This is a genomic window from Pseudomonas sp. WSY_20 (assembly GCF_043104335.1).
Lineage (GTDB): Bacteria > Pseudomonadota > Gammaproteobacteria > Pseudomonadales > Pseudomonadaceae > Aquipseudomonas > Aquipseudomonas parafulva_B.
This window is the reverse complement of the sequence record NZ_JBICKP010000054.1, coordinates 57,810-74,773: the sequence shown is the minus strand read 5'-3', so window position 1 is coordinate 74,773 and position 16,964 is coordinate 57,810. Positions and strand designations below refer to the sequence as shown.

Below are 16,964 nucleotides of genomic sequence, written 5' to 3'. Positions count from 1 at the left end.
GCGAGAGGCTTGTTAAAAACAATTCCAACATCTACGGCTGATACTCATGAGCGATTACACAGAAGCCGGCCGCCCACCCGATGTGGCGGCTGGCGAAAGCATCCAACAGGGTAGCAAGGGCCTGGCCAAGGGCCGATTGGGGCTGTTGGCCAGCGTGGTGCTGGGCATCTCCACCATTGCGCCGGTCTACACCCTTACCGGCGCCTTGGGCCCGACCGTGCGCGAGGTCGGGGCTCACCTGCCAGCGGTGTTCATCGTCGGGTTCCTGCCTATGCTGCTGGTCGCCCTGGGCTATCGCGAGCTGAATTCGGCCGAGCCGGACAGCGGTACGTCGTTCACCTGGTCGGCGCGAGCCTTCGGCCCGATGATCGGGTGGATCGGCGGTTGGGGGCTGGTGGTGGCGACTACTATCGTGCTGTCGAACCTGGCCGGTGTGGCGGTGGATTTCTTCTACCTGTTCCTCGGCCAGATCACGGGCAACCCTGAACTGGCGGCGCTTGCCGACAACTTGCTGATCAACATCGTGACCTGTTGCGTGTTCATTGCCTTGGCCGTATGGATCTGTTGCCGAGGCATGACCACGACCATGACCGTGCAGTACGGTCTGGTGGCGTTGCAACTGCTGGTACTGGTGGGCTTTGCCTTCGCAGCGTTCGGCGAAACAACGGCACCACCGCCCCTGGCGTTCGATTTCGCCTGGTTCAACCCGTTCGGGGTTGAATCCTTCTCGGCGTTCGCCGCCGGCCTATCGTTGTCGATCTTCATTTTCTGGGGCTGGGACGTATGCCTGACCGTCAGTGAAGAGTCGGTAGGCAGCGAAGAGGTTCCGGGCAAGGCAGCCACCTGGACCGTGCTGTTGATTCTGGGCCTGTACCTGCTGACGGCCATTGCCACCTTGCAGTTCGCCGGCATCAGCGAGTCGGGGCTGGGCCTGAATAACCCGCGCATCCAGGAAAACGTGTTCGCTCACCTGGCCGGCCCGGTCATGGGGCCGCTGGCAATCCTGATGTCCATCGCGGTACTGGCCAGCACTGCCGCTTCCTTGCAATCGACCTTCGTCTCGCCTGCGCGCACCCTGCTTGCCATGGGCTACTACGGGGCGGTACCGCAGAAGTTTGCCAAGGTCTGCCCGCGCTCACAGACGCCGCGTTACGCCACGATCTGCGCCGGGGTGGCCGCCGGACTTTTCTACGTCACCATGCGCACGCTCAGCGAGAACGTACTGGCCGACACCATCACCGCCCTGGGCATGATGATCTGCTTCTATTACTCACTCACGGCCTTCGCCTGCGTCTGGTATTTCCGCAGCAGCCTGTTCGGCAGCCTTCGGCATTTACTCATGCGCGGGCTGTGCCCTTTGGTGGGCGGGGTGATTCTGTCGGTGATCTTCGTGCGCACGGCCATAGACAGCGCCTCGCCGGACTTCGGCAGTGGCTCGCACGTGGGCGGGGTCGGGCTGGTGTTCGTGATCGCGGCGATCATCTCTGTCCTGGGGATCGTGTTGATGCTGATGTCCCGGCTGCGAGCCCCGGCCTACTTCCTGGGGGCTACGCTGCGTCAGCACGCCACTTTGCCGTTGCAGGACTGACCAGGGCCAGGGCCTTGCCTAAGACGTGCTGAAGGTTATGCAAGGGCCTCCCAGGAGGCCCGTGCACATCAGCCGATCAACTGCTCGAGCAGTGCCCCATGACGGTGTTGCTGCTTCTTCAGGAGCAGCCGATTGGCACGGAACACGGCCTTCAAGTCCGCCAGTGCCGTATCGAAAACATCGTTGATGATCACGTAGTCGTACTCGTTGTAATGCACCATCTCGCTGACGGCCTCTTTCATGCGCCCGGCGATGATCGCGTCACTGTCCTGGCCTCGACCATCAAGGCGCTCGCGCAATGCGGCCTGGCTTGGCGGCAGGATGAAGACCGACAGCGCCTGTGGCATCAGCTTGCGCACCTGCTGCGCGCCTTGCCAGTCGATTTCCAGGATCAGGTCGAAGCCTTGGTCCAGCGTCTGCTGCAGGGCGCTGCGCGAGGTGCCATAGAAGTTGCCGAACACCTCGGCATGCTCCAGAAAATCGCCCTGTTCGATCAGTGCCCTGAACGCATCATGCTCGACGAAATGGTAGTTCACACCATGCTGCTCGCCAGGACGCATGGCGCGGGTAGTGTGCGAGACGGAAACACGGATCTGCTTGTCGTCCTGGGTCAGGGCGTTGACCAGGCTGGTCTTGCCGGCGCCGGACGGAGCGGAAACGATATAGAGGGTGCCGCTGGTGTGGTTCATGGTCGGTGTGGCCTTACTCGATGTTCTGTACTTGTTCACGCATCTGTTCGATCAGTACCTTCAAATTGACCGCCGCCTGCGTGCTGCGGGGATCGAAGGCTTTGGAACCGAGCGTGTTGGCTTCGCGATTGAGTTCTTGCATCAGGAAATCCAGACGACGCCCGGCGGCACCTGCACCCTTGAGTACGCGTCGTACTTCGGCTACATGGGTGTCTAGGCGATCAAGCTCCTCGGCCACGTCGCTCTTCTGGGCCAGCAGGACCATTTCCTGTTCCAGGCGCTGCGGGTCGATTTCAACCTGAAGGTCGTTGAAGCGGTCCAGGATCTTCTGACGTTGCGCGGCCAGCATCTGCGGCACCAGCGCTCGCAGCGTCGTGACCTCTTCGGCCATGCTGTCCAGGCGCTCGTTGATCAGACGGGCCAGTTCCTGGCCTTCGCGCTGACGCCCGGCCTTGAGTTCGGCAAGCGCGTCGTTGAACAGTGCCATGGCCTGGGCATTGAGTGCCTGTGGGTCGCTGGCATCAGCGACCAATACGCCCGGCCAAGACAGCACTTCCAAGGGGTTGAGCGGCGCCGGCTGCTGGATCAACGCCGCCACTTGCTCGGCGGCGGCCACTAGCTGCGCAGCGCGCTCGCGGTCGACCTGCAACGGCTTGCCGCTGCTGTCCTCGTTCAGGCGCAGGGTGCACTCCACCTTGCCTCGGGAAAGGCCTTGGCGCAGGCCTTCACGCACGCCACCTTCAAGGTCGCGCAGGGCGTCGGGCAGGCGCAGGTGCGGCTCCAGGTAACGGTGGTTGACCGAGCGCAGCTCCCAGACCAGGGTGCCTTGGCTGCCGGCGCGCTCGACCCGTGCGAACGCGGTCATGCTGTGCACCATGGGGGTACCTCGCGTATAGGTTGGACATTGCAGCCTGCTGGCTGCGAGGCGCAGGATTGTAGCGCACTGGGGCCTTGCGGCCCAATGCGCCGCTGCGCCTGAGCGACGGACAGGACCGCCGCAAATGCAGGCGCGCTGGACCGTCAGCGACGATAGGCGTGTCCTCACTAGGCTACGGGCTCTATAATGCCTGCCAGATTCAATGTCCCAGTACAGGTATCCCAGATGAAACGTCCAAGTGGTCGCGCCGCCGATCAGCTCCGCTCGATCCGCATCACCCGCAACTACACCAAGCACGCCGAAGGGTCGGTACTGGTCGAGTTCGGTGACACGAAAGTCATCTGCACGGTCAGCGTGGAAAACGGCGTGCCGCGCTTTCTCAAAGGCCAGGGCCAAGGTTGGTTGACCGCCGAATATGGCATGCTGCCACGCTCGACGGGTGAACGTAACCAGCGCGAAGCCAGCCGTGGCAAGCAAGGTGGTCGCACGCTGGAGATCCAGCGCCTGATCGGCCGTTCATTGCGTGCGGCACTGGACATGAGCAAGCTCGGTGACATTACGCTTTACATCGATTGCGATGTCATCCAGGCCGATGGCGGCACCCGTACAGCCTCCATTACCGGTGCCATGGTTGCCGTCTGCGATGCCCTGGCCGTGATCAAGAAGCGTGGTGGCCTGAAGGCGGGCAATCCGCTCAAGCACATGATCGCCGCCGTGTCGGTGGGTATGTATCAGGGTGAAGCGGTGCTCGACCTGGACTACCTGGAGGACTCGGCAGCCGAAACCGACCTGAACGTGGTCATGACCAGCGCTGGCGGGTTCATCGAGGTGCAAGGTACGGCAGAAGGTGCGCCGTTCCAGCCAGAAGACTTCAACGCCATGCTTGCCCTGGCGCAGAAGGGCATGGACGAGATCTTCCAGCTGCAGCAAGCCGCGCTGGCAGACTGAACCTGATCAGGAGGGTGCAGGCATGACCGATCCGAATCTTTCGATCATCCCGCCCAGTGCCGAGGTCAGGCAGTGGGCGATGCTCTGCCACCTTTCCGCGCTCCTTGGCCTGGTGATCCCGCTCGGGCACCTGCTGGGGCCGTTGGTGCTGTGGCATCTGAAGCGCGAGCAGGACCCATTCATCGATGCGCAAGGCAAGGAAGCGCTGAATTTCCAGATCAGCGTGACCGTGGCAGGGTTCATCTGCCTCCTGCTGATATTCGTGGTGATCGGGCTGGTGCTGTTTGCCGTGCTGTCAGTGGCGGTGATGATTCTGATCGTCATTGCTGCGGTACGGGCCAACGAAGGCAAGCCTTACCGCTACCCCATGATCTGGCGACCGATCAAATAGCCAGGTGGGGCTGCAAGGCAGCCCCACTGGTTGCTCAGATGGTCAGCGTCCAGTCGTAGTCGACGATCAGCGGCGCATGCTGGGAGAAGCGCGGCTGGCGTGGCAAGCGCGCGTTGCGCACGAAGCGGCGCAGGCCGGGGGTAAGGATCTGGTAGTCGAACCGGTAGCCCAGGTTCAGCATTTCGGCCTGCTCGTTGTCCGGCCACCAGCTGTACTGGTCACCCTCACGGCTGACTTCTCGCAGGGCATCCACGTAACCCATCTCGCCGGTAATGGCATCCATCCAGGCACGCTCTGGCGGCAGGAAGCCCGGCGACTGCTGGCTGTCACGCCAGTTCTTGATGTCGAGCTTCTGCTGGGCCACATAGAACGAGCCGCAATAGATGTACTCGCGGCGCTTGCGACGCTGCTTGTCCAGGTACTTGGCGAAGTCGTCCATCAACTTGAATTTCTGGTTCAAGTCTTCATCCCCGTTCATGCCCGAAGGCAAGAGCAGGCTGGCAATACTGACTTTGTCGAAATCTGCTTGCAGGTAACGCCCGTAACGGTCGGCTGTCTCGAAGCCCAGGCCGGTGATGACTGCCTTGGGCTGCATGCGCGAATAAAGGGCCACACCACCTTGGGCAGGCACCTCCGCGTCGCAGGCATAAAGGAAATAGCCATCGAGCTGGAAAGCTGGGTCATCGAGTTCAAAGGCCGAGGCGCGGGTATCCTGAAGGCAGATGACGTCGGCATTCTGGGCCTGTAGCCAGCTGAGCAAACCACGCTCGGCCGCAGCCTGAATGCCATTAACGTTCACACTGATGATCCGCATAAATGGCCCCATAAATCTCGTGCGTGTATGATACCCGAGCTCAACCCATTTAGCTAAATCCGTGGTGTCCGGGACTTTCCATGCAGCCGTATCAGCGCGACTTCATCCGTTTTGCCATCGATCGCGGGGTCCTGCGTTTCGGTGAATTCACTCTCAAGTCTGGGCGTACCAGCCCGTACTTCTTCAACGCCGGCCTGTTCAACACAGGTTCGGCGCTGGCCGAGCTGGGGCGTTGCTACGCCGCCGCCATCGTTGACAGCAAGATCTCGTTCGACGTGCTGTTCGGCCCGGCCTACAAGGGTATTCCCCTGGCCGCGACCACTGCCGTCGCGCTGGCTGACCAGCATCGGCAAGACGTGCCCTGGTGCTTCAACCGCAAGGAAGCCAAGGACCACGGCGAAGGCGGCAGCCTGGTCGGTGCGCCCCTGGCAGGCGATGTGCTGATCATCGACGACGTGATCACTGCCGGTACCGCCATTCGCGAAGTCATGCAGATCATCAAGGCGCAGCAGGCCAACGCCGCTGGCGTGCTGATCGCATTGAATCGTGAAGAGCGTGGCAATGGTGAGCTCTCGGCCATCCAGGAGGTGGAGCGCGACTTCGGCATACCGGTGGTCAGTATCGTCTCGCTGACTCAGGTACTGGAGTTCCTGGCTGACGATCCGCAGCTCAAGCAGCACCTGCCGGCGGTTGAGGCCTATCGGGCGCAGTACGGGATCTGACCCAGGGCCTGGAAGCGAAAAAGGCGACCTCGGTTTGAGGTCGCCTTTTTTTGTGTCGCCAGTTTGGCCCTGTTACCGGCTGCCGGCGACAGGGCCATGCAGGTCAGGAAAGCGACTTGTGGTTGGTGATCAAAGTACCTACGCCGCTGTCGGTGAAGATTTCCAGCAGCACCGCGTTCGGCACGCGGCCGTCGATGATGTGTGAGCTGTTCACGCCGCCTTGCACCGCATCCAGGGCGCATTTGATCTTCGGAAGCATGCCACCGTAGATGGTGCCGTCGGCGATCAGCTCGTTGACCTGCTCTGTGGTCAACCCGGTCAGGACCTGGCCCTGCTTGTCCATCAGTCCGGCGATGTTGGTCAGTAGCATCAGCTTCTCGGCCTGCAGCGCTTCGGCGACCTTGCCTGCTACCAGGTCGGCATTGATGTTGTAGGACTCGCCATTGATGCCGACGCCGATGGGGGCGATCACGGGAATGAAATCACCCTTGACCAGCATGTTCAGCAGGTCGGTGTTCACGCTCACCACTTCACCCACATGGCCGATGTCGATGATCTCGGCGGTGGTCATTTCCGGCGTCTGGCGGCTGACGGTGAGCTTGCGTGCACGGATCAGCTCCGCGTCCTTGCCGGTCAGGCCGATGGCGCTGCCGCCATGCCGGTTGATGAGGTTGACGATGTCCTTGTTGACTTGGCCGCCCAGTACCATTTCCACAACGTCCATGGTCGCCGAATCGGTCACGCGCATGCCGTCGATGAAATGGCTTTCGATGGAGAGACGCTTGAGCAGATCACCGATCTGCGGGCCGCCACCGTGCACCACCACCGGGTTGATGCCCACGGCCTTCATCAGCACGATGTCGCGGGCGAAGCCCGTCTTGAGCTCCTCGCTTTCCATCGCGTTGCCGCCGTACTTGATCACCAGCGTCTTGCCGACGAAGCGGCGAATGTAGGGCAAGGCTTCGGACAGCACTTCGGCTACGTGGGTGGCGGCATCGCGATCGAGGGTCATGCAGGGCTCCTGTGAGGGCCAGATAGTCGGTCAGAACGGCAGTTGCAGGTCAGGCTCTACCCGCAGCAACTGCGTGCGAAAAACATCCTTGATACGCTGCAACTCGGCCTCGCTGTCGGCCTCGAAACGCAGTACCAGAACCGGCGTGGTGTTGGAGGCACGCACCAGGCCCCAGCCCTGTGCATAGTCCACTCGCACACCGTCGATGGTGGTCAGGCGCGCGTCACCCCAATCGGCGTCGCGTTGCAGTGCATCAATGATGCTGAATTTACCTTCGTCGGTCACATCAATATTGAGTTCCGGCGTGGAAATATCGTTGGGGAACGCGGCGAACACGGTTTCGGCGCTCTGCTCGGTCTTGCTGAGGATTTCCAGCAGGCGCGCAGCGCTGTAGATGCCGTCGTCGAAACCGTACCAGCGCTCCTTGATGAAGATATGACCGCTCATCTCGCCTGCGAGCAAGGCGCCGGTCTGCTGCATCTTCTTCTTCATCAACGAATGACCGGTCTTCCACATCAGGGTACGACCGCCCAATCGTTCGATCAGGGGGATCAGGCGTCGGGTGCATTTGACGTCGAAGATGATTTCGGCGCCTGGGTTGCGAGCCAGGACATCCTGGGCAAACAGCATCAGCAAGCGGTCGGCGTAAATGATGCTGCCGGCCTCGGTTACCACACCGACGCGATCCGCGTCGCCGTCAAATGCCAGGCCGAGGTCCGCCCCCGTGCGCCTGACCGTGTCGATCAGCACCTGAAGGTTCTGCGCCTTGCTGGGGTCGGGGTGGTGGTTCGGGAAGTTGCCGTCCACTTCGCTGAACAGCGCAATCACCTCGCAGCCCAACGCTTCGATCAGTTGCGGTGCGATCACGCCAGCGACGCCATTGCCGCAGTCCACGACCACCTTGAGCTTTCTGGCCAGCCTCACGTCACTGACGATCCGCTGGAAATAGCGCTCCAGAATCGCTACCTGTTGCACATGCCCTGTGCCGAAGGTCAAGTCATTGGCCTGCAAGCGGCCGAGCAGCGCCTGGATCTGCTCGTTGGCCAGGGTGTCGCCGGCAATGACGATCTTGAAGCCGTTGTAGTCCGGGGGGTTGTGACTACCGGTGAGCATCACGCCCGACTTGCCGCCTAGTACGTGGGTGGCGTAGTACAGCGCCGGCGTGGGGACCAGACCGAGGTCGTTCACATGGCAGCCTGCCTCGACCAGGCCGCGGATCAGAGGCTCGACGAGCAGTGGGCCGGACAGGCGACCGTCGCGGCCCACGCTGACCTGGGGTTCGCCCATGGCCAGGCTCTGTGCGCCGACGGCGCGGCCTATCCAGTAGGCGGTATCGGCGTACAGCGTCTTGCCGACGATGCCGCGGATGTCGTAAGCGCGAAAGATACCTGGCGGCAAGTGGGCGCGACCCGCCGGGGCCATGTCGTTCATCTGGAAAACCCCATCAGTCAGAAGCGCTCGGTTGCAGGCGCACGCAGAGCGCTTGGACGAAGGTTGCGGCCCGGAGTTCGCCATCCGTGGCGATTTCGCTCATGTCCGGTTCAACGGGTGCCGGAATGACCAAAGCCACCGGCGCCGCGCTGGCTCTGGTCGAACGACTCGACGATCTCGAACTGCGCCTGTACCACGGGCACGAGCACCAGCTGGGCGATACGCTCACCGACTGCGATGGTGAAGGTGGTGGTGCCGCGGTTCCAGCACGACACCATCAGCTCGCCCTGGTAATCCGAATCGATCAGCCCAACCAGGTTGCCCAGCACGATGCCATGCTTGTGGCCCAGGCCCGAGCGCGGCAGCACCAGTGCGGCAAGACCCGGGTCGCTGATATGGATGGACAGGCCTGTCGGAATCAGGACCGTCTGGCCGGGTTCGAGCACCGTGTCTTGCGCGAGCAGGGCGCGCAGGTCCAGGCCGGCAGAGCCCGGCGTGGCGTATTGCGGCAACGGAAATTCGGTACCCAGGCGTGGGTCGAGGATCTTGGCTTGTAATGCGTGCATGTAACTTATTGAACCTGGTTGAGCCGTTCGGCGATGAAGGCAACCAGCTGGCGGGCGATCTTGCCCTTGCTGGTCTGCGCGAAGAGGGTCTGGTGCTGCTGGCGATCGATCACGGTCAAGGCGTTCTCTTCACTGTTGAAGCCGATGCTGGGGTTGGCCACATCGTTGGCGACGATCAGGTCGAGGTTTTTATCCTTGAGCTTGCGCGTGGCGTAATCGAGCAAGTGTTCGGTCTCGGCGGCGAAGCCGACACTGAAAGGGCGGTCGGTGCGACCGGCCAGGGTGGCAAGGATATCGGGATTGCGCACCATCTGCAGCAGCATGCCATCGCCAGTCGTGGGATCTTTCTTCAGTTTTTGTGGCGCTATCACCTCTGGGCGGTAGTCCGCCACCGCCGCCGACGCGATGAACAGGTCGCATGGCATGGCCGCCTCACAGGCCGCCAGCATGTCCCGCGCGCTGACCACGTCGATACGGCTGACCCGATCGGGGGTGGGCAGGTGCACGGGGCCGGTCACGAGGGTCACCCGAGCCCCGGCTTCGGCGGCCGCCTCGGCTAGGGCAAAGCCCATCTTCCCGGAGCTATGATTGGTGATGTAGCGCACCGGGTCGATGTTCTCCTGGGTGGGGCCGGCGGTGATCAGCACGTGCTTGCCGGTCAATGCCTGGCGCTTGAAGCTCTCGGCGGCGCACCAGGCCAGGTCGGTGGCCTCGAGCATGCGGCCCAGGCCTACGTCGCCACAGGCCTGGCTGCCCGAGGCAGGGCCGAACACCTGAATGCCGCGGCTCCTGAGCACTTGGAGGTTGGCCTGGGTGGCAGCGTCACGCCACATGGCCTGGTTCATGGCCGGGGCGACGGCAACGGTGGCATCGGTGGCCAGTACCAGGGTCGTCAACAGGTCATCGGCCATGCCCTGGGCCAGGCGTGCCATGAGGTCGGCGGTGGCCGGAGCGATCAGTACCAGGTCAGCCCATTTGGCCAGCTCGATATGGCCCATGGCCGCCTCTGCTGCCGGGTCGAGGAGGTCCAGGTGCACCGGGTGGCCGGACAGCGCCTGCAAGGTCAGCGGCGTGATGAATTCAGCGCCACCGCGGGTCATGACGACACGCACCTGGGCGCCGTGCTCCAGGAGTCGGCGGATCAGTTCGGCGCTCTTGTAGGCGGCGATGCCACCACCGACGCCAAGAACGATGCGCTTGCGATACAGCCGCTGCATAGGGTTGCCTTTTTCCAGTGAAAGCGGGCGGCGACAGAAACTGCGTGCGGCAGAACGTCGCATGTACGAGGGCAAATAGATTAACACAGGGCCGAAATGGGCCGCAGCAGGGGCAGGGCAGCGATGAACATCAGGGAATGGCCGGCTCAGGATCGGCCAAGGGAAAAGCTACTGCAGCGTGGGGCGGGGGTGCTGTCTGACGCCGAACTGCTGGCTGTGCTGCTGGGGTCAGGCGTTGCAGGGCGCAACGTGCTCGACCTGGCGCGTGGCCTGTTGGTGCGCTTTGGCGGCTTACGGCCGTTTCTCGAGGCCGATCGGCGGGCGGTCTTGCGCGAGCCTGGCATAGGGGAGGTCAAATACGCACAGCTGCAGGCATTGCTGGAAATCGGTCGCCGCTACCTCAATGAAGGGATCACCCGCGCAGCGGCGTTGGAGGAACCCCAGGCCGTAAGGCGCTACCTCAAGGCCATGCTGCGCCATGAACCCAGCGAGGTGTTCGGTTGCCTGTTTCTGGACACCAAACACCGACCGTTGGCGTTCGAGATCCTGTTCAAGGGTACCATCGACCGAGCCAGTGTCTATCCGCGGGAAGTGGTGCGGCGTGCATTGATGCACAACGCCGCGGCGCTGATCCTCTGTCACAACCACCCTTCGGGCAACAGCGAACCCAGCAAAGAGGATGTGCACCTGACCCTTTCGCTCAAGCGTGGGCTGGCCTTGATCGATGTACGCGTGCTGGATCACATCATCATTGGCGACGGGGAGCCGCTGTCCATGGCCGAGCACGGGTGGGTCGTAGCTTAGGGCACGCCACCGCGAGCGCGGCGCAGTTCAGGATGACCTGTCATGACCGGGGGTAAGGGTGGCGCCTTCCCCGATCACCGCAACGCTCAAGCGTGATCGAGGCCTACTTGGTCACGCTCACCTTGCTGAAGTCCAGCCGGCCGAACGGGTTGACCTGATAACCCTCGACACCCTGACGCAGCAGGGCCGCCGCCGTCGGATGCGCCAATGGCACCCACAGCGCCTGCTGCTGGATCAGGGTCTGCGCCTGCTGGTACAGCCGGCTGCGCACGCTCTGATCATTGGTGGTGCGACCGGCACTGATCAGCTGATCCAGGCGATTGTCACAGAACCGCGCGAAGTTGGTCCCGGACTTGACCGCTGCACAGGAGAACTGCGGGGTGAGGAAGTTATCCGGGTCGCCGTTGTCGCCTGCCCAGCCCATGAACAGCAGGTCATGCTCGCCGGCCTTGGCGCGGCGGATGAGTTCGCCCCATTCGATCACCCGAATTTCAGCCTTGATGCCCACCTTGGCGAGATCAGCCTGCAGCATCTGCGCGCCCAGGCTGGGGTTGGGGTTGAGCAGGCTACCGGAAGGGCGTGTCCAGATCGTTGTGCTGAAGCCGTCCGCCAGACCGGCCTTGGCCAGCAGGGCCTTGGCTTTCTTCACATCCAGTGGGTAACCGGGCAGGTCCTTGGCATAGCTCCAGGTATTGGGCGGATACGGGCCATTGGCCGCAATCGCCGAGTCTTCGAAAACAGCTTTCACGTAGGCCTGTTTGTCGAAGGCCAGGTTGATGGCCTGGCGCACCTCTGGCTTGTCCAGTGGTGGGTGCTGGCTGTTGAGCGCGATGAATGCCGTCATGAACGCTGGCGTGCTGGCCACCTTGAGGCTGCTGTCCTGGCTGGCCTCGGCAATGTCCAGTGGCTTGGGCGACAGGGCTACCTGGCACTCGTTGCGCTTGAGTTTCTGCAGGCGCACGTTTGCATCGGTGGTGATGGCGAAGATTAGTGGGTCGACGGCTGGCTTGCCGGCAAAGTAGTCAGGGTTGGCGCGATAGCGCACCACCGCGTCCTTCTGGAACCGCTGGAAGACGAATGGCCCGGTGCCGATGGGTTGGCTGTTGAGTTTCTCGGGCGTGCCTGCCTTGAGCAACTTGTCGGCATATTCGGCTGAATAGATCGAGGCAAAGCCCATGCTCAGGGTGGCCAGGAAGGTCGCATCCGGGTGGGTAAGGGTAAAGCGCACGGTATTGGGCGCCGGCGCGTCGATCGTCTTGATCAGGCTGCCCAGTTGCAGCGACTGGGCATGGGGGTAGCCGCCGGGCGCTGTCTTGTGCCAGGCGTGAGCGGGGTAGAGCATGCGCTGGAAGCTGAACAATACGTCGTCGGCATTGAGCGTACGGCTGGGCTTGAAATAGGCAGTGGTATGGAATTTCACGTTGTCGCGCAGGGTGAAATCGTACACCAGGCCATCGGCCGACACCGTCCAGCTGGCGGCCAGGCTCGGCACCACCTTGCCTTTGCCTGCGTCGAATTCCACCAGGCGGTTCATCAGCACATCGGCCGTGGCATTGGTGGTGGTCAGCGAGTTGTACTGCACCACGTCGAAGCCTTCGGGGCTGGCTTCGCTGCAAACGCTCAGTGGCGCTGCCTGGGCTGCACCCACGGCAAGCAGGGAGGTGAACAATAAGGAAAGGGCGGCGGCACGCATGGTGGCTCCTTGGCTGTCAGTGGCCCATCTGCCAGTGCAGTCTGGAAAAGGCCTACCCTAGTGTGACTGCCAGAAAATGACCACACTCTTTTTTACAATATTGGCGACGAACGGTCGGCGCCTGATAGGGCCTTCGGTCATGCTGCTCGCGGCGGTTCGCCTCGGCTCGAATGTTGATCAGGTATTGTTGCAATCGAGTCTTTCTGGTATAAAGCAGCGCTCTTTTCTAGGGGCTCGGCCTGTCGCATCAGCGAATCCGGTCGATAAGACCTCCAGAATCACGGCGCCTCGGCGCCAAAGACTGAGAGATTAAGCGGCCAACCCATGCCGGGTTGGGCATGTGGTTTTAGAGGGCTGAGTCATGTCGAGAGTCTGTCAAGTTACTGGTAAGGGTCCAGTAACCGGGAACAACATTTCCCACGCAAACAACAAAACCCGTCGTCGTTTCCTGCCAAACCTGCAGCACCACCGTTTCTGGGTTGAATCCGAGAAGCGTTTCGTGCGTCTGCGCGTTTCCGCCAAAGGCATGCGCATCATCGACAAGCGCGGCATCGATGCCGTACTGGTTGACATCCGTAAAGCTGGCGCCAAGGTTTAAGGGAGAGCATCATGCGTGAATTGATCCGTCTGGTTTCGAGTGCCGGTACCGGCCACTTCTACACCACCGACAAGAACAAGCGCACCACCCCGGACAAAATCGAGATCAAGAAATACGATCCCGTTGTTCGCAAGCACGTGGTGTACAAGGAAGCCAAGATCAAGTAATTGATCGGCGACCTGAAAAAAACCCGCCTCTGAAGAGAGGCGGGTTTTTTTATGTCTGGCCGAAAGGGTCAGCTGGCCAGGGATCACTTCTGCTCGAACAATGCATAGATCTTGCGGCAAGGCTCCAGCACTTCCCATGTCCCTTTGAATCCGGCGGGGATGACGAACCGATCACCCGCACGCAGCGTCTTGCTGGCGCCCTGTTCGTCGCGCAGCACCGACACGCCCTGCACGATTTCGCAGTACTCATGCTCGGTGTAGTTGACCTCCCACTGGCCCACTTCCCCCTCCCAGACGCCAGCGGCGAACTGCCCGCAGGGGCTTGCATAGTGGTTGTACACGGCCTGGTCCGGCTCGCCTTTGAGCACTTTTTCGGCTGCGGGGCGATAGCGCTCGGCCTCGGTGATGGCCTGGGCGAAGTCGATGATACTGTCGATACTCATAAAGAGGCTCCTGCATGTTCAATAAAATTAACATCACTGGGCGTTTGAGCTGATAGTGTCAAATATATTGATAGTTTGAAAGCGCTGGTTTAGGGTATCGCATGCCTGTGTGCGCCTGTCGCACGCCCGGACCCCGACAACGCCTGCAAGTCCTCAGTGCAGCGTTGCACCTAAACAAGAGGAGGAGTTTCGTATGACCACCCTGACTCGTGCAGACTGGGAACAACGTGCCCAGCAACTGAAGATCGAAGGCCGCGCCTTCATCAACGGCGAATACACCGATGCCGCATCCGGTGAAACCTTCGAGTGCCTGAGCCCGGTCGACGGACGCTTCCTGGCCAAGGTTGCCAGCTGCGACCTGGCCGACGCCAACCGCGCGGTCGAAAACGCCCGCGCGACCTTCAACTCGGGCGTATGGTCACAGCTGGCCCCAGCCAAGCGCAAGGCCATCCTGATCCGCTTCGCCGACTTGCTGCGCAAGAACGTCGAAGAGCTGGCGCTGCTCGAAACACTGGACATGGGCAAACCGATCGGTGACTCCTCCAGCATCGATATCCCAGGCGCTGCCAATGCCATTCACTGGACAGCCGAAGCCATCGACAAGGTGTACGACGAAGTCGCTCCGACGCCGCACGATCAACTGGGCCTGGTCACACGCGAGCCAGTGGGCGTGGTGGGTGCCATCGTTCCCTGGAACTTCCCGCTGCTGATGGCGAGCTGGAAGTTGGGCCCAGCGTTGGCTACGGGCAACTCGGTCGTGCTCAAACCTTCCGAGAAGTCGCCGCTGACCGCTATTCGCATCGCTCAGTTGGCAGTGGAAGCCGGTATCCCAGCAGGTGTGCTGAACGTGCTGCCTGGCTATGGCCACACCGTGGGCAAGGCCCTGGCCCTGCACATGGATGTCGACACCCTGGTATTCACCGGTTCGACCAAGATCGCCAAGCAGCTGATGGTGTATGCAGGCGAGTCGAACATGAAGCGCATCTGGCTGGAAGCCGGTGGCAAGAGCCCGAACATCGTCTTCGCCGACGCGCCAGACCTTGAGGCCGCCGCCCAGGCTGCTGCCAGCGCCATCGCCTTCAACCAGGGTGAAGTGTGCACCGCAGGTTCGCGCTTGCTGGTGGAGCGCTCGATCAAGGACACCTTCCTGCCCATGGTGGTCGAGGCCCTCAAGGCCTGGAAGCCCGGCAACCCGCTGGACCCGCAGACCACCGTGGGTGCACTGGTCGATACCCAGCAGATGAATACCGTGTTGTCGTACATCGAGGCGGGTCACAAGGACGGCGCCAAGCTGCTGACCGGCGGCAAGCGGACGCTGGAAGATACCGGCGGCACCTACGTCGAGCCGACCATCTTCGACGGCGTGACCAATGCCATGAAAATCGCCCAGGAAGAAATCTTCGGCCCGGTACTGTCCGTGATTGCCTTCGACACGGCCGAGGAGGCGGTTGCCATCGCCAACGACACACCCTATGGGTTGGCGGCGGGCATCTGGACTTCGGACATTTCCAAGGCGCACAGGACGGCCCGTGCCGTACGCGCCGGCAGTGTCTGGGTCAACCAATATGATGGCGGCGACATGACCGCGCCATTCGGTGGCTTCAAGCAGTCGGGTAACGGCCGTGACAAGTCGCTGCACGCGCTGGAGAAGTACACCGAGCTCAAGGCCACCTGGATCAAGCTGTAAGCCCAGCGGCCCCTCGGCAGGTCGGCTTCCAAGGCCCTGGCGCGCTTTCGCGAGCTGAGCCGGGACTGAGCAAGCTCGACTGCCAGGCGCCTGACATTCCAATACTGGCCGGGGCGGCGCATACCGTCCCGGCTTCGTCATTTCTGCCGTACAAGAATGCTGCCTGGGAGGCCGTCATGCGTTGGGTAACCTATTTTGCCGTGCTGGCATCGGTGCTGAGCGTCGGGCTCGCATTGGGTGTGAGCATGCCGTTGGTGTCCTTGCGTCTGGAAGCCTGGGGTTATGGCAGCTTCGCCATTGGCGTCATGGCCGCCATGCCTGCCCTGGGCGTGCTGGCCGGCGCCAGCCTGGCCAGCCGGCTTGCCGGGTGGGTGGGCGTGCCTGCGGCCATGCGCCTGTGCCTGTGGGGCGGGGCATTGTCCATTGGCCTGTTGGCCCTGCTGCCAAGCTATCCGCTTTGGCTGGTGCTGCGGCTGTTGATCGGCATGGCGTTGACCGTGGTGTTCGTGCTGGGTGAGAGCTGGATCAATCAACTGGTGGTCGAGCAGTGGCGCGGACGGCTGGTGGCTCTGTACGGGAGTAGCTATGCGCTGAGCCAACTGGCGGGTCCGTTGGTGCTGGGCATGCTGGGCTCGGATGACGACTTCGGCTTCTGGGCGGCGACCGGCCTGCTGCTGGTATCGCCCTTGCTGTTGCTGGGCCGCGGGGGCGCGCCCTCTACAGAGGCTTGCAACGTCACCTTTGCCGACCTGTTCGCCTTCTGCAGAAGGCTGCCCGTAATCGCCTGGGCCATTGCGTTGTTCGCTTCGTTCGAAGCCATGATCCTGACCCTGCTGCCGGTGTACTGCCTGCAACAGGGCCTGAGCACGGAAATCGCGTTGTTCATGGTCAGTACGGTGGTGGTCGGCGATGCGGTGCTGCAGTTGCCCATTGGCGCACTGGCGGACCATATGTCGCGGCGCGCGCTGTTCACCGGTTGCGCGCTGGCATTGTTGGGGTCGAGCCTTGCCATCCCCCTGCTGTTGCACACCTGGGCCATCTGGCCTGTGTGGGTATTGTTCGGCGCTAGCGCTGGGGGGTTGTTCACCTTGTCGCTGGTGTTGATCGGCGAGCGCTATCGAGACGATGCCCTGGTGCGGGCCAATGCCCACGTGGCCCAGCTGTGGGGCATCGGTTGCCTGCTTGGGCCGTTGCTGGCCGGCGCAGGCAGCCAGTGGATCAGTGGGCATGCCTTGCCGCTGCTGATGGCAGCAGGCGCCGCTGGGCTTGTGGTGCTGACCCGGCGGCGCGGAGCGTTCGAGCCAGCGGCTGCGTGAC

General features: G+C 62.2%; 18 protein-coding genes. 9 read left to right on the top strand and 9 right to left on the bottom strand.

The genetic code is table 11. The annotated features are described in order from the left end of the window. Window positions 1-46: 46 nt before the first annotated feature. The gene (locus tag ACF8E5_RS13550; RefSeq protein WP_058638832.1) at window positions 47-1,588 is read left to right on the top strand and encodes an APC family permease; all 1,542 of its coding nucleotides are present in this window, start codon (window positions 47-49) and stop codon (window positions 1,586-1,588) included. 68 nt (window positions 1,589-1,656) lie between these two features. On the opposite strand, the gene gmk is transcribed toward ACF8E5_RS13550, so the two are convergent. Both gmk and ACF8E5_RS13540 read right to left on the bottom strand, forming a co-directional pair. Further along, window positions 1,657-2,277 carry a guanylate kinase gene (gene gmk, locus ACF8E5_RS13545; RefSeq protein WP_058638833.1) on the bottom strand — a complete coding sequence of 207 codons (621 nt, stop codon included), beginning with the start codon at window positions 2,275-2,277 and terminating at the stop codon, window positions 1,657-1,659. 13 nt (window positions 2,278-2,290) lie between these two features. Continuing rightward, entirely contained in the window at window positions 2,291-3,154 is an 864-nt protein-coding gene (locus tag ACF8E5_RS13540) for a YicC/YloC family endoribonuclease (RefSeq protein WP_058638834.1), read from the bottom strand. 225 nt (window positions 3,155-3,379) lie between these two features. Here ACF8E5_RS13540 and rph point away from each other — a divergent pair, with 225 nt between their 5' ends. After that, entirely contained in the window at window positions 3,380-4,102 is a 723-nt protein-coding gene (gene rph, locus ACF8E5_RS13535) for a ribonuclease PH (RefSeq protein ID WP_023532860.1), read from the top strand. 22 nt (window positions 4,103-4,124) lie between these two features. Then, on the top strand, window positions 4,125-4,493 hold the full coding sequence (locus ACF8E5_RS13530) for a DUF4870 domain-containing protein (protein WP_023532399.1): 369 nt from the start codon (window positions 4,125-4,127) through the stop codon (window positions 4,491-4,493). 34 nt (window positions 4,494-4,527) lie between these two features. Here ACF8E5_RS13530 and ACF8E5_RS13525 read toward each other — a convergent pair whose 3' ends face one another. After that, complete coding sequence (locus ACF8E5_RS13525) at window positions 4,528-5,307, bottom strand: exodeoxyribonuclease III (protein WP_023532406.1); 780 nt, start codon at window positions 5,305-5,307, stop codon at window positions 4,528-4,530. 80 nt (window positions 5,308-5,387) lie between these two features. On the opposite strand from ACF8E5_RS13525, the gene pyrE reads away from it, so the two are divergent. Beyond that, window positions 5,388-6,029 (top strand): orotate phosphoribosyltransferase, encoded by a 642-nt coding sequence (gene pyrE / locus ACF8E5_RS13520; protein WP_058602773.1) that lies wholly within the window; start codon window positions 5,388-5,390, stop codon window positions 6,027-6,029. Between the two features lie 103 nt (window positions 6,030-6,132). On the opposite strand, the gene argB is transcribed toward pyrE, so the two are convergent. The 4 genes from argB to coaBC form a co-directional block, all read right to left on the bottom strand. Next, entirely contained in the window at window positions 6,133-7,041 is a 909-nt protein-coding gene (gene argB / locus ACF8E5_RS13515) for an acetylglutamate kinase (protein WP_023532327.1), read from the bottom strand. A gap of 30 nt (window positions 7,042-7,071) precedes the next feature. Further along, on the bottom strand, window positions 7,072-8,463 hold the full coding sequence (locus ACF8E5_RS13510; RefSeq protein WP_392475408.1) for a phosphomannomutase/phosphoglucomutase: 1,392 nt from the start codon (window positions 8,461-8,463) through the stop codon (window positions 7,072-7,074). A gap of 119 nt (window positions 8,464-8,582) precedes the next feature. After that, window positions 8,583-9,038 carry a dUTP diphosphatase gene (dut, locus tag ACF8E5_RS13505; protein ID WP_058638836.1) on the bottom strand — a complete coding sequence of 152 codons (456 nt, stop codon included), beginning with the start codon at window positions 9,036-9,038 and terminating at the stop codon, window positions 8,583-8,585. 5 nt (window positions 9,039-9,043) lie between these two features. Then, window positions 9,044-10,255, bottom strand: coding sequence for a bifunctional phosphopantothenoylcysteine decarboxylase/phosphopantothenate--cysteine ligase CoaBC (gene coaBC, locus ACF8E5_RS13500; RefSeq protein WP_023532606.1), 1,212 nt, complete (start codon window positions 10,253-10,255; stop codon window positions 9,044-9,046). Window positions 10,256-10,378: 123 nt separating this feature from the next. On the opposite strand from coaBC, the gene radC reads away from it, so the two are divergent. Next, complete coding sequence (radC, locus tag ACF8E5_RS13495) at window positions 10,379-11,059, top strand: DNA repair protein RadC (RefSeq protein WP_196124594.1); 681 nt, start codon at window positions 10,379-10,381, stop codon at window positions 11,057-11,059. Window positions 11,060-11,162: 103 nt separating this feature from the next. Here radC and ACF8E5_RS13490 read toward each other — a convergent pair whose 3' ends face one another. Beyond that, window positions 11,163-12,752, bottom strand: coding sequence for an ABC transporter substrate-binding protein (locus ACF8E5_RS13490; RefSeq protein WP_058602777.1), 1,590 nt, complete (start codon window positions 12,750-12,752; stop codon window positions 11,163-11,165). A gap of 361 nt (window positions 12,753-13,113) precedes the next feature. Between ACF8E5_RS13490 and rpmB the strand changes: the two genes are divergently transcribed. Both rpmB and rpmG read left to right on the top strand, forming a co-directional pair. After that, complete coding sequence (gene rpmB, locus ACF8E5_RS13485; RefSeq protein WP_003253504.1) at window positions 13,114-13,350, top strand: 50S ribosomal protein L28; 237 nt, start codon at window positions 13,114-13,116, stop codon at window positions 13,348-13,350. Window positions 13,351-13,361: 11 nt separating this feature from the next. Continuing rightward, a complete protein-coding gene (rpmG, locus tag ACF8E5_RS13480; RefSeq protein ID WP_003253507.1) occupies window positions 13,362-13,517 on the top strand; it encodes a 50S ribosomal protein L33 in 156 nt (51 codons plus the stop codon). Window positions 13,518-13,600: 83 nt separating this feature from the next. Here the strand turns inward: rpmG and ACF8E5_RS13475 are convergent, their stop codons facing one another. Next, the gene (locus tag ACF8E5_RS13475) at window positions 13,601-13,960 is read right to left on the bottom strand and encodes a cupin domain-containing protein (RefSeq protein WP_058602778.1); all 360 of its coding nucleotides are present in this window, start codon (window positions 13,958-13,960) and stop codon (window positions 13,601-13,603) included. Window positions 13,961-14,153: 193 nt separating this feature from the next. Between ACF8E5_RS13475 and ACF8E5_RS13470 the strand changes: the two genes are divergently transcribed. Together ACF8E5_RS13470 and ACF8E5_RS13465 are read left to right on the top strand one after the other, a co-directional pair. Then, complete coding sequence (locus tag ACF8E5_RS13470) at window positions 14,154-15,647, top strand: aldehyde dehydrogenase (RefSeq protein WP_078479347.1); 1,494 nt, start codon at window positions 14,154-14,156, stop codon at window positions 15,645-15,647. A 176-nt stretch (window positions 15,648-15,823) separates the two neighbouring features. Continuing rightward, complete coding sequence (locus ACF8E5_RS13465; protein WP_196126278.1) at window positions 15,824-16,963, top strand: MFS transporter; 1,140 nt, start codon at window positions 15,824-15,826, stop codon at window positions 16,961-16,963. The last annotated feature ends 1 nt before the right edge of the window (window position 16,964 follow it).

Coding starts and splice junctions, on each gene's coding strand:
- pyrE (WP_058602773.1), top strand. CDS start 5,388: ATGCAGCCGTATCAGCGCGACTTCATCCGTTTTGCCATCGATCGCGGG.
- ACF8E5_RS13525 (WP_023532406.1), bottom strand. CDS start 5,307: ATGCGGATCATCAGTGTGAACGTTAATGGCATTCAGGCTGCGGCCGAG.
- rph (WP_023532860.1), top strand. CDS start 3,380: ATGAAACGTCCAAGTGGTCGCGCCGCCGATCAGCTCCGCTCGATCCGC.
- gmk (WP_058638833.1), bottom strand. CDS start 2,277: ATGAACCACACCAGCGGCACCCTCTATATCGTTTCCGCTCCGTCCGGC.
- ACF8E5_RS13540 (WP_058638834.1), bottom strand. CDS start 3,154: ATGGTGCACAGCATGACCGCGTTCGCACGGGTCGAGCGCGCCGGCAGC.
- ACF8E5_RS13470 (WP_078479347.1), top strand. CDS start 14,154: ATGACCACCCTGACTCGTGCAGACTGGGAACAACGTGCCCAGCAACTG.
- coaBC (WP_023532606.1), bottom strand. CDS start 10,255: ATGCAGCGGCTGTATCGCAAGCGCATCGTTCTTGGCGTCGGTGGTGGC.
- dut (WP_058638836.1), bottom strand. CDS start 9,038: ATGCACGCATTACAAGCCAAGATCCTCGACCCACGCCTGGGTACCGAA.
- rpmG (WP_003253507.1), top strand. CDS start 13,362: ATGCGTGAATTGATCCGTCTGGTTTCGAGTGCCGGTACCGGCCACTTC.
- radC (WP_196124594.1), top strand. CDS start 10,379: ATGAACATCAGGGAATGGCCGGCTCAGGATCGGCCAAGGGAAAAGCTA.
- rpmB (WP_003253504.1), top strand. CDS start 13,114: ATGTCGAGAGTCTGTCAAGTTACTGGTAAGGGTCCAGTAACCGGGAAC.
- ACF8E5_RS13465 (WP_196126278.1), top strand. CDS start 15,824: ATGCGTTGGGTAACCTATTTTGCCGTGCTGGCATCGGTGCTGAGCGTC.
- ACF8E5_RS13550 (WP_058638832.1), top strand. CDS start 47: ATGAGCGATTACACAGAAGCCGGCCGCCCACCCGATGTGGCGGCTGGC.
- ACF8E5_RS13530 (WP_023532399.1), top strand. CDS start 4,125: ATGACCGATCCGAATCTTTCGATCATCCCGCCCAGTGCCGAGGTCAGG.
- ACF8E5_RS13510 (WP_392475408.1), bottom strand. CDS start 8,463: ATGGCCCCGGCGGGTCGCGCCCACTTGCCGCCAGGTATCTTTCGCGCT.
- argB (WP_023532327.1), bottom strand. CDS start 7,041: ATGACCCTCGATCGCGATGCCGCCACCCACGTAGCCGAAGTGCTGTCC.
- ACF8E5_RS13475 (WP_058602778.1), bottom strand. CDS start 13,960: ATGAGTATCGACAGTATCATCGACTTCGCCCAGGCCATCACCGAGGCC.
- ACF8E5_RS13490 (WP_058602777.1), bottom strand. CDS start 12,752: ATGCGTGCCGCCGCCCTTTCCTTATTGTTCACCTCCCTGCTTGCCGTG.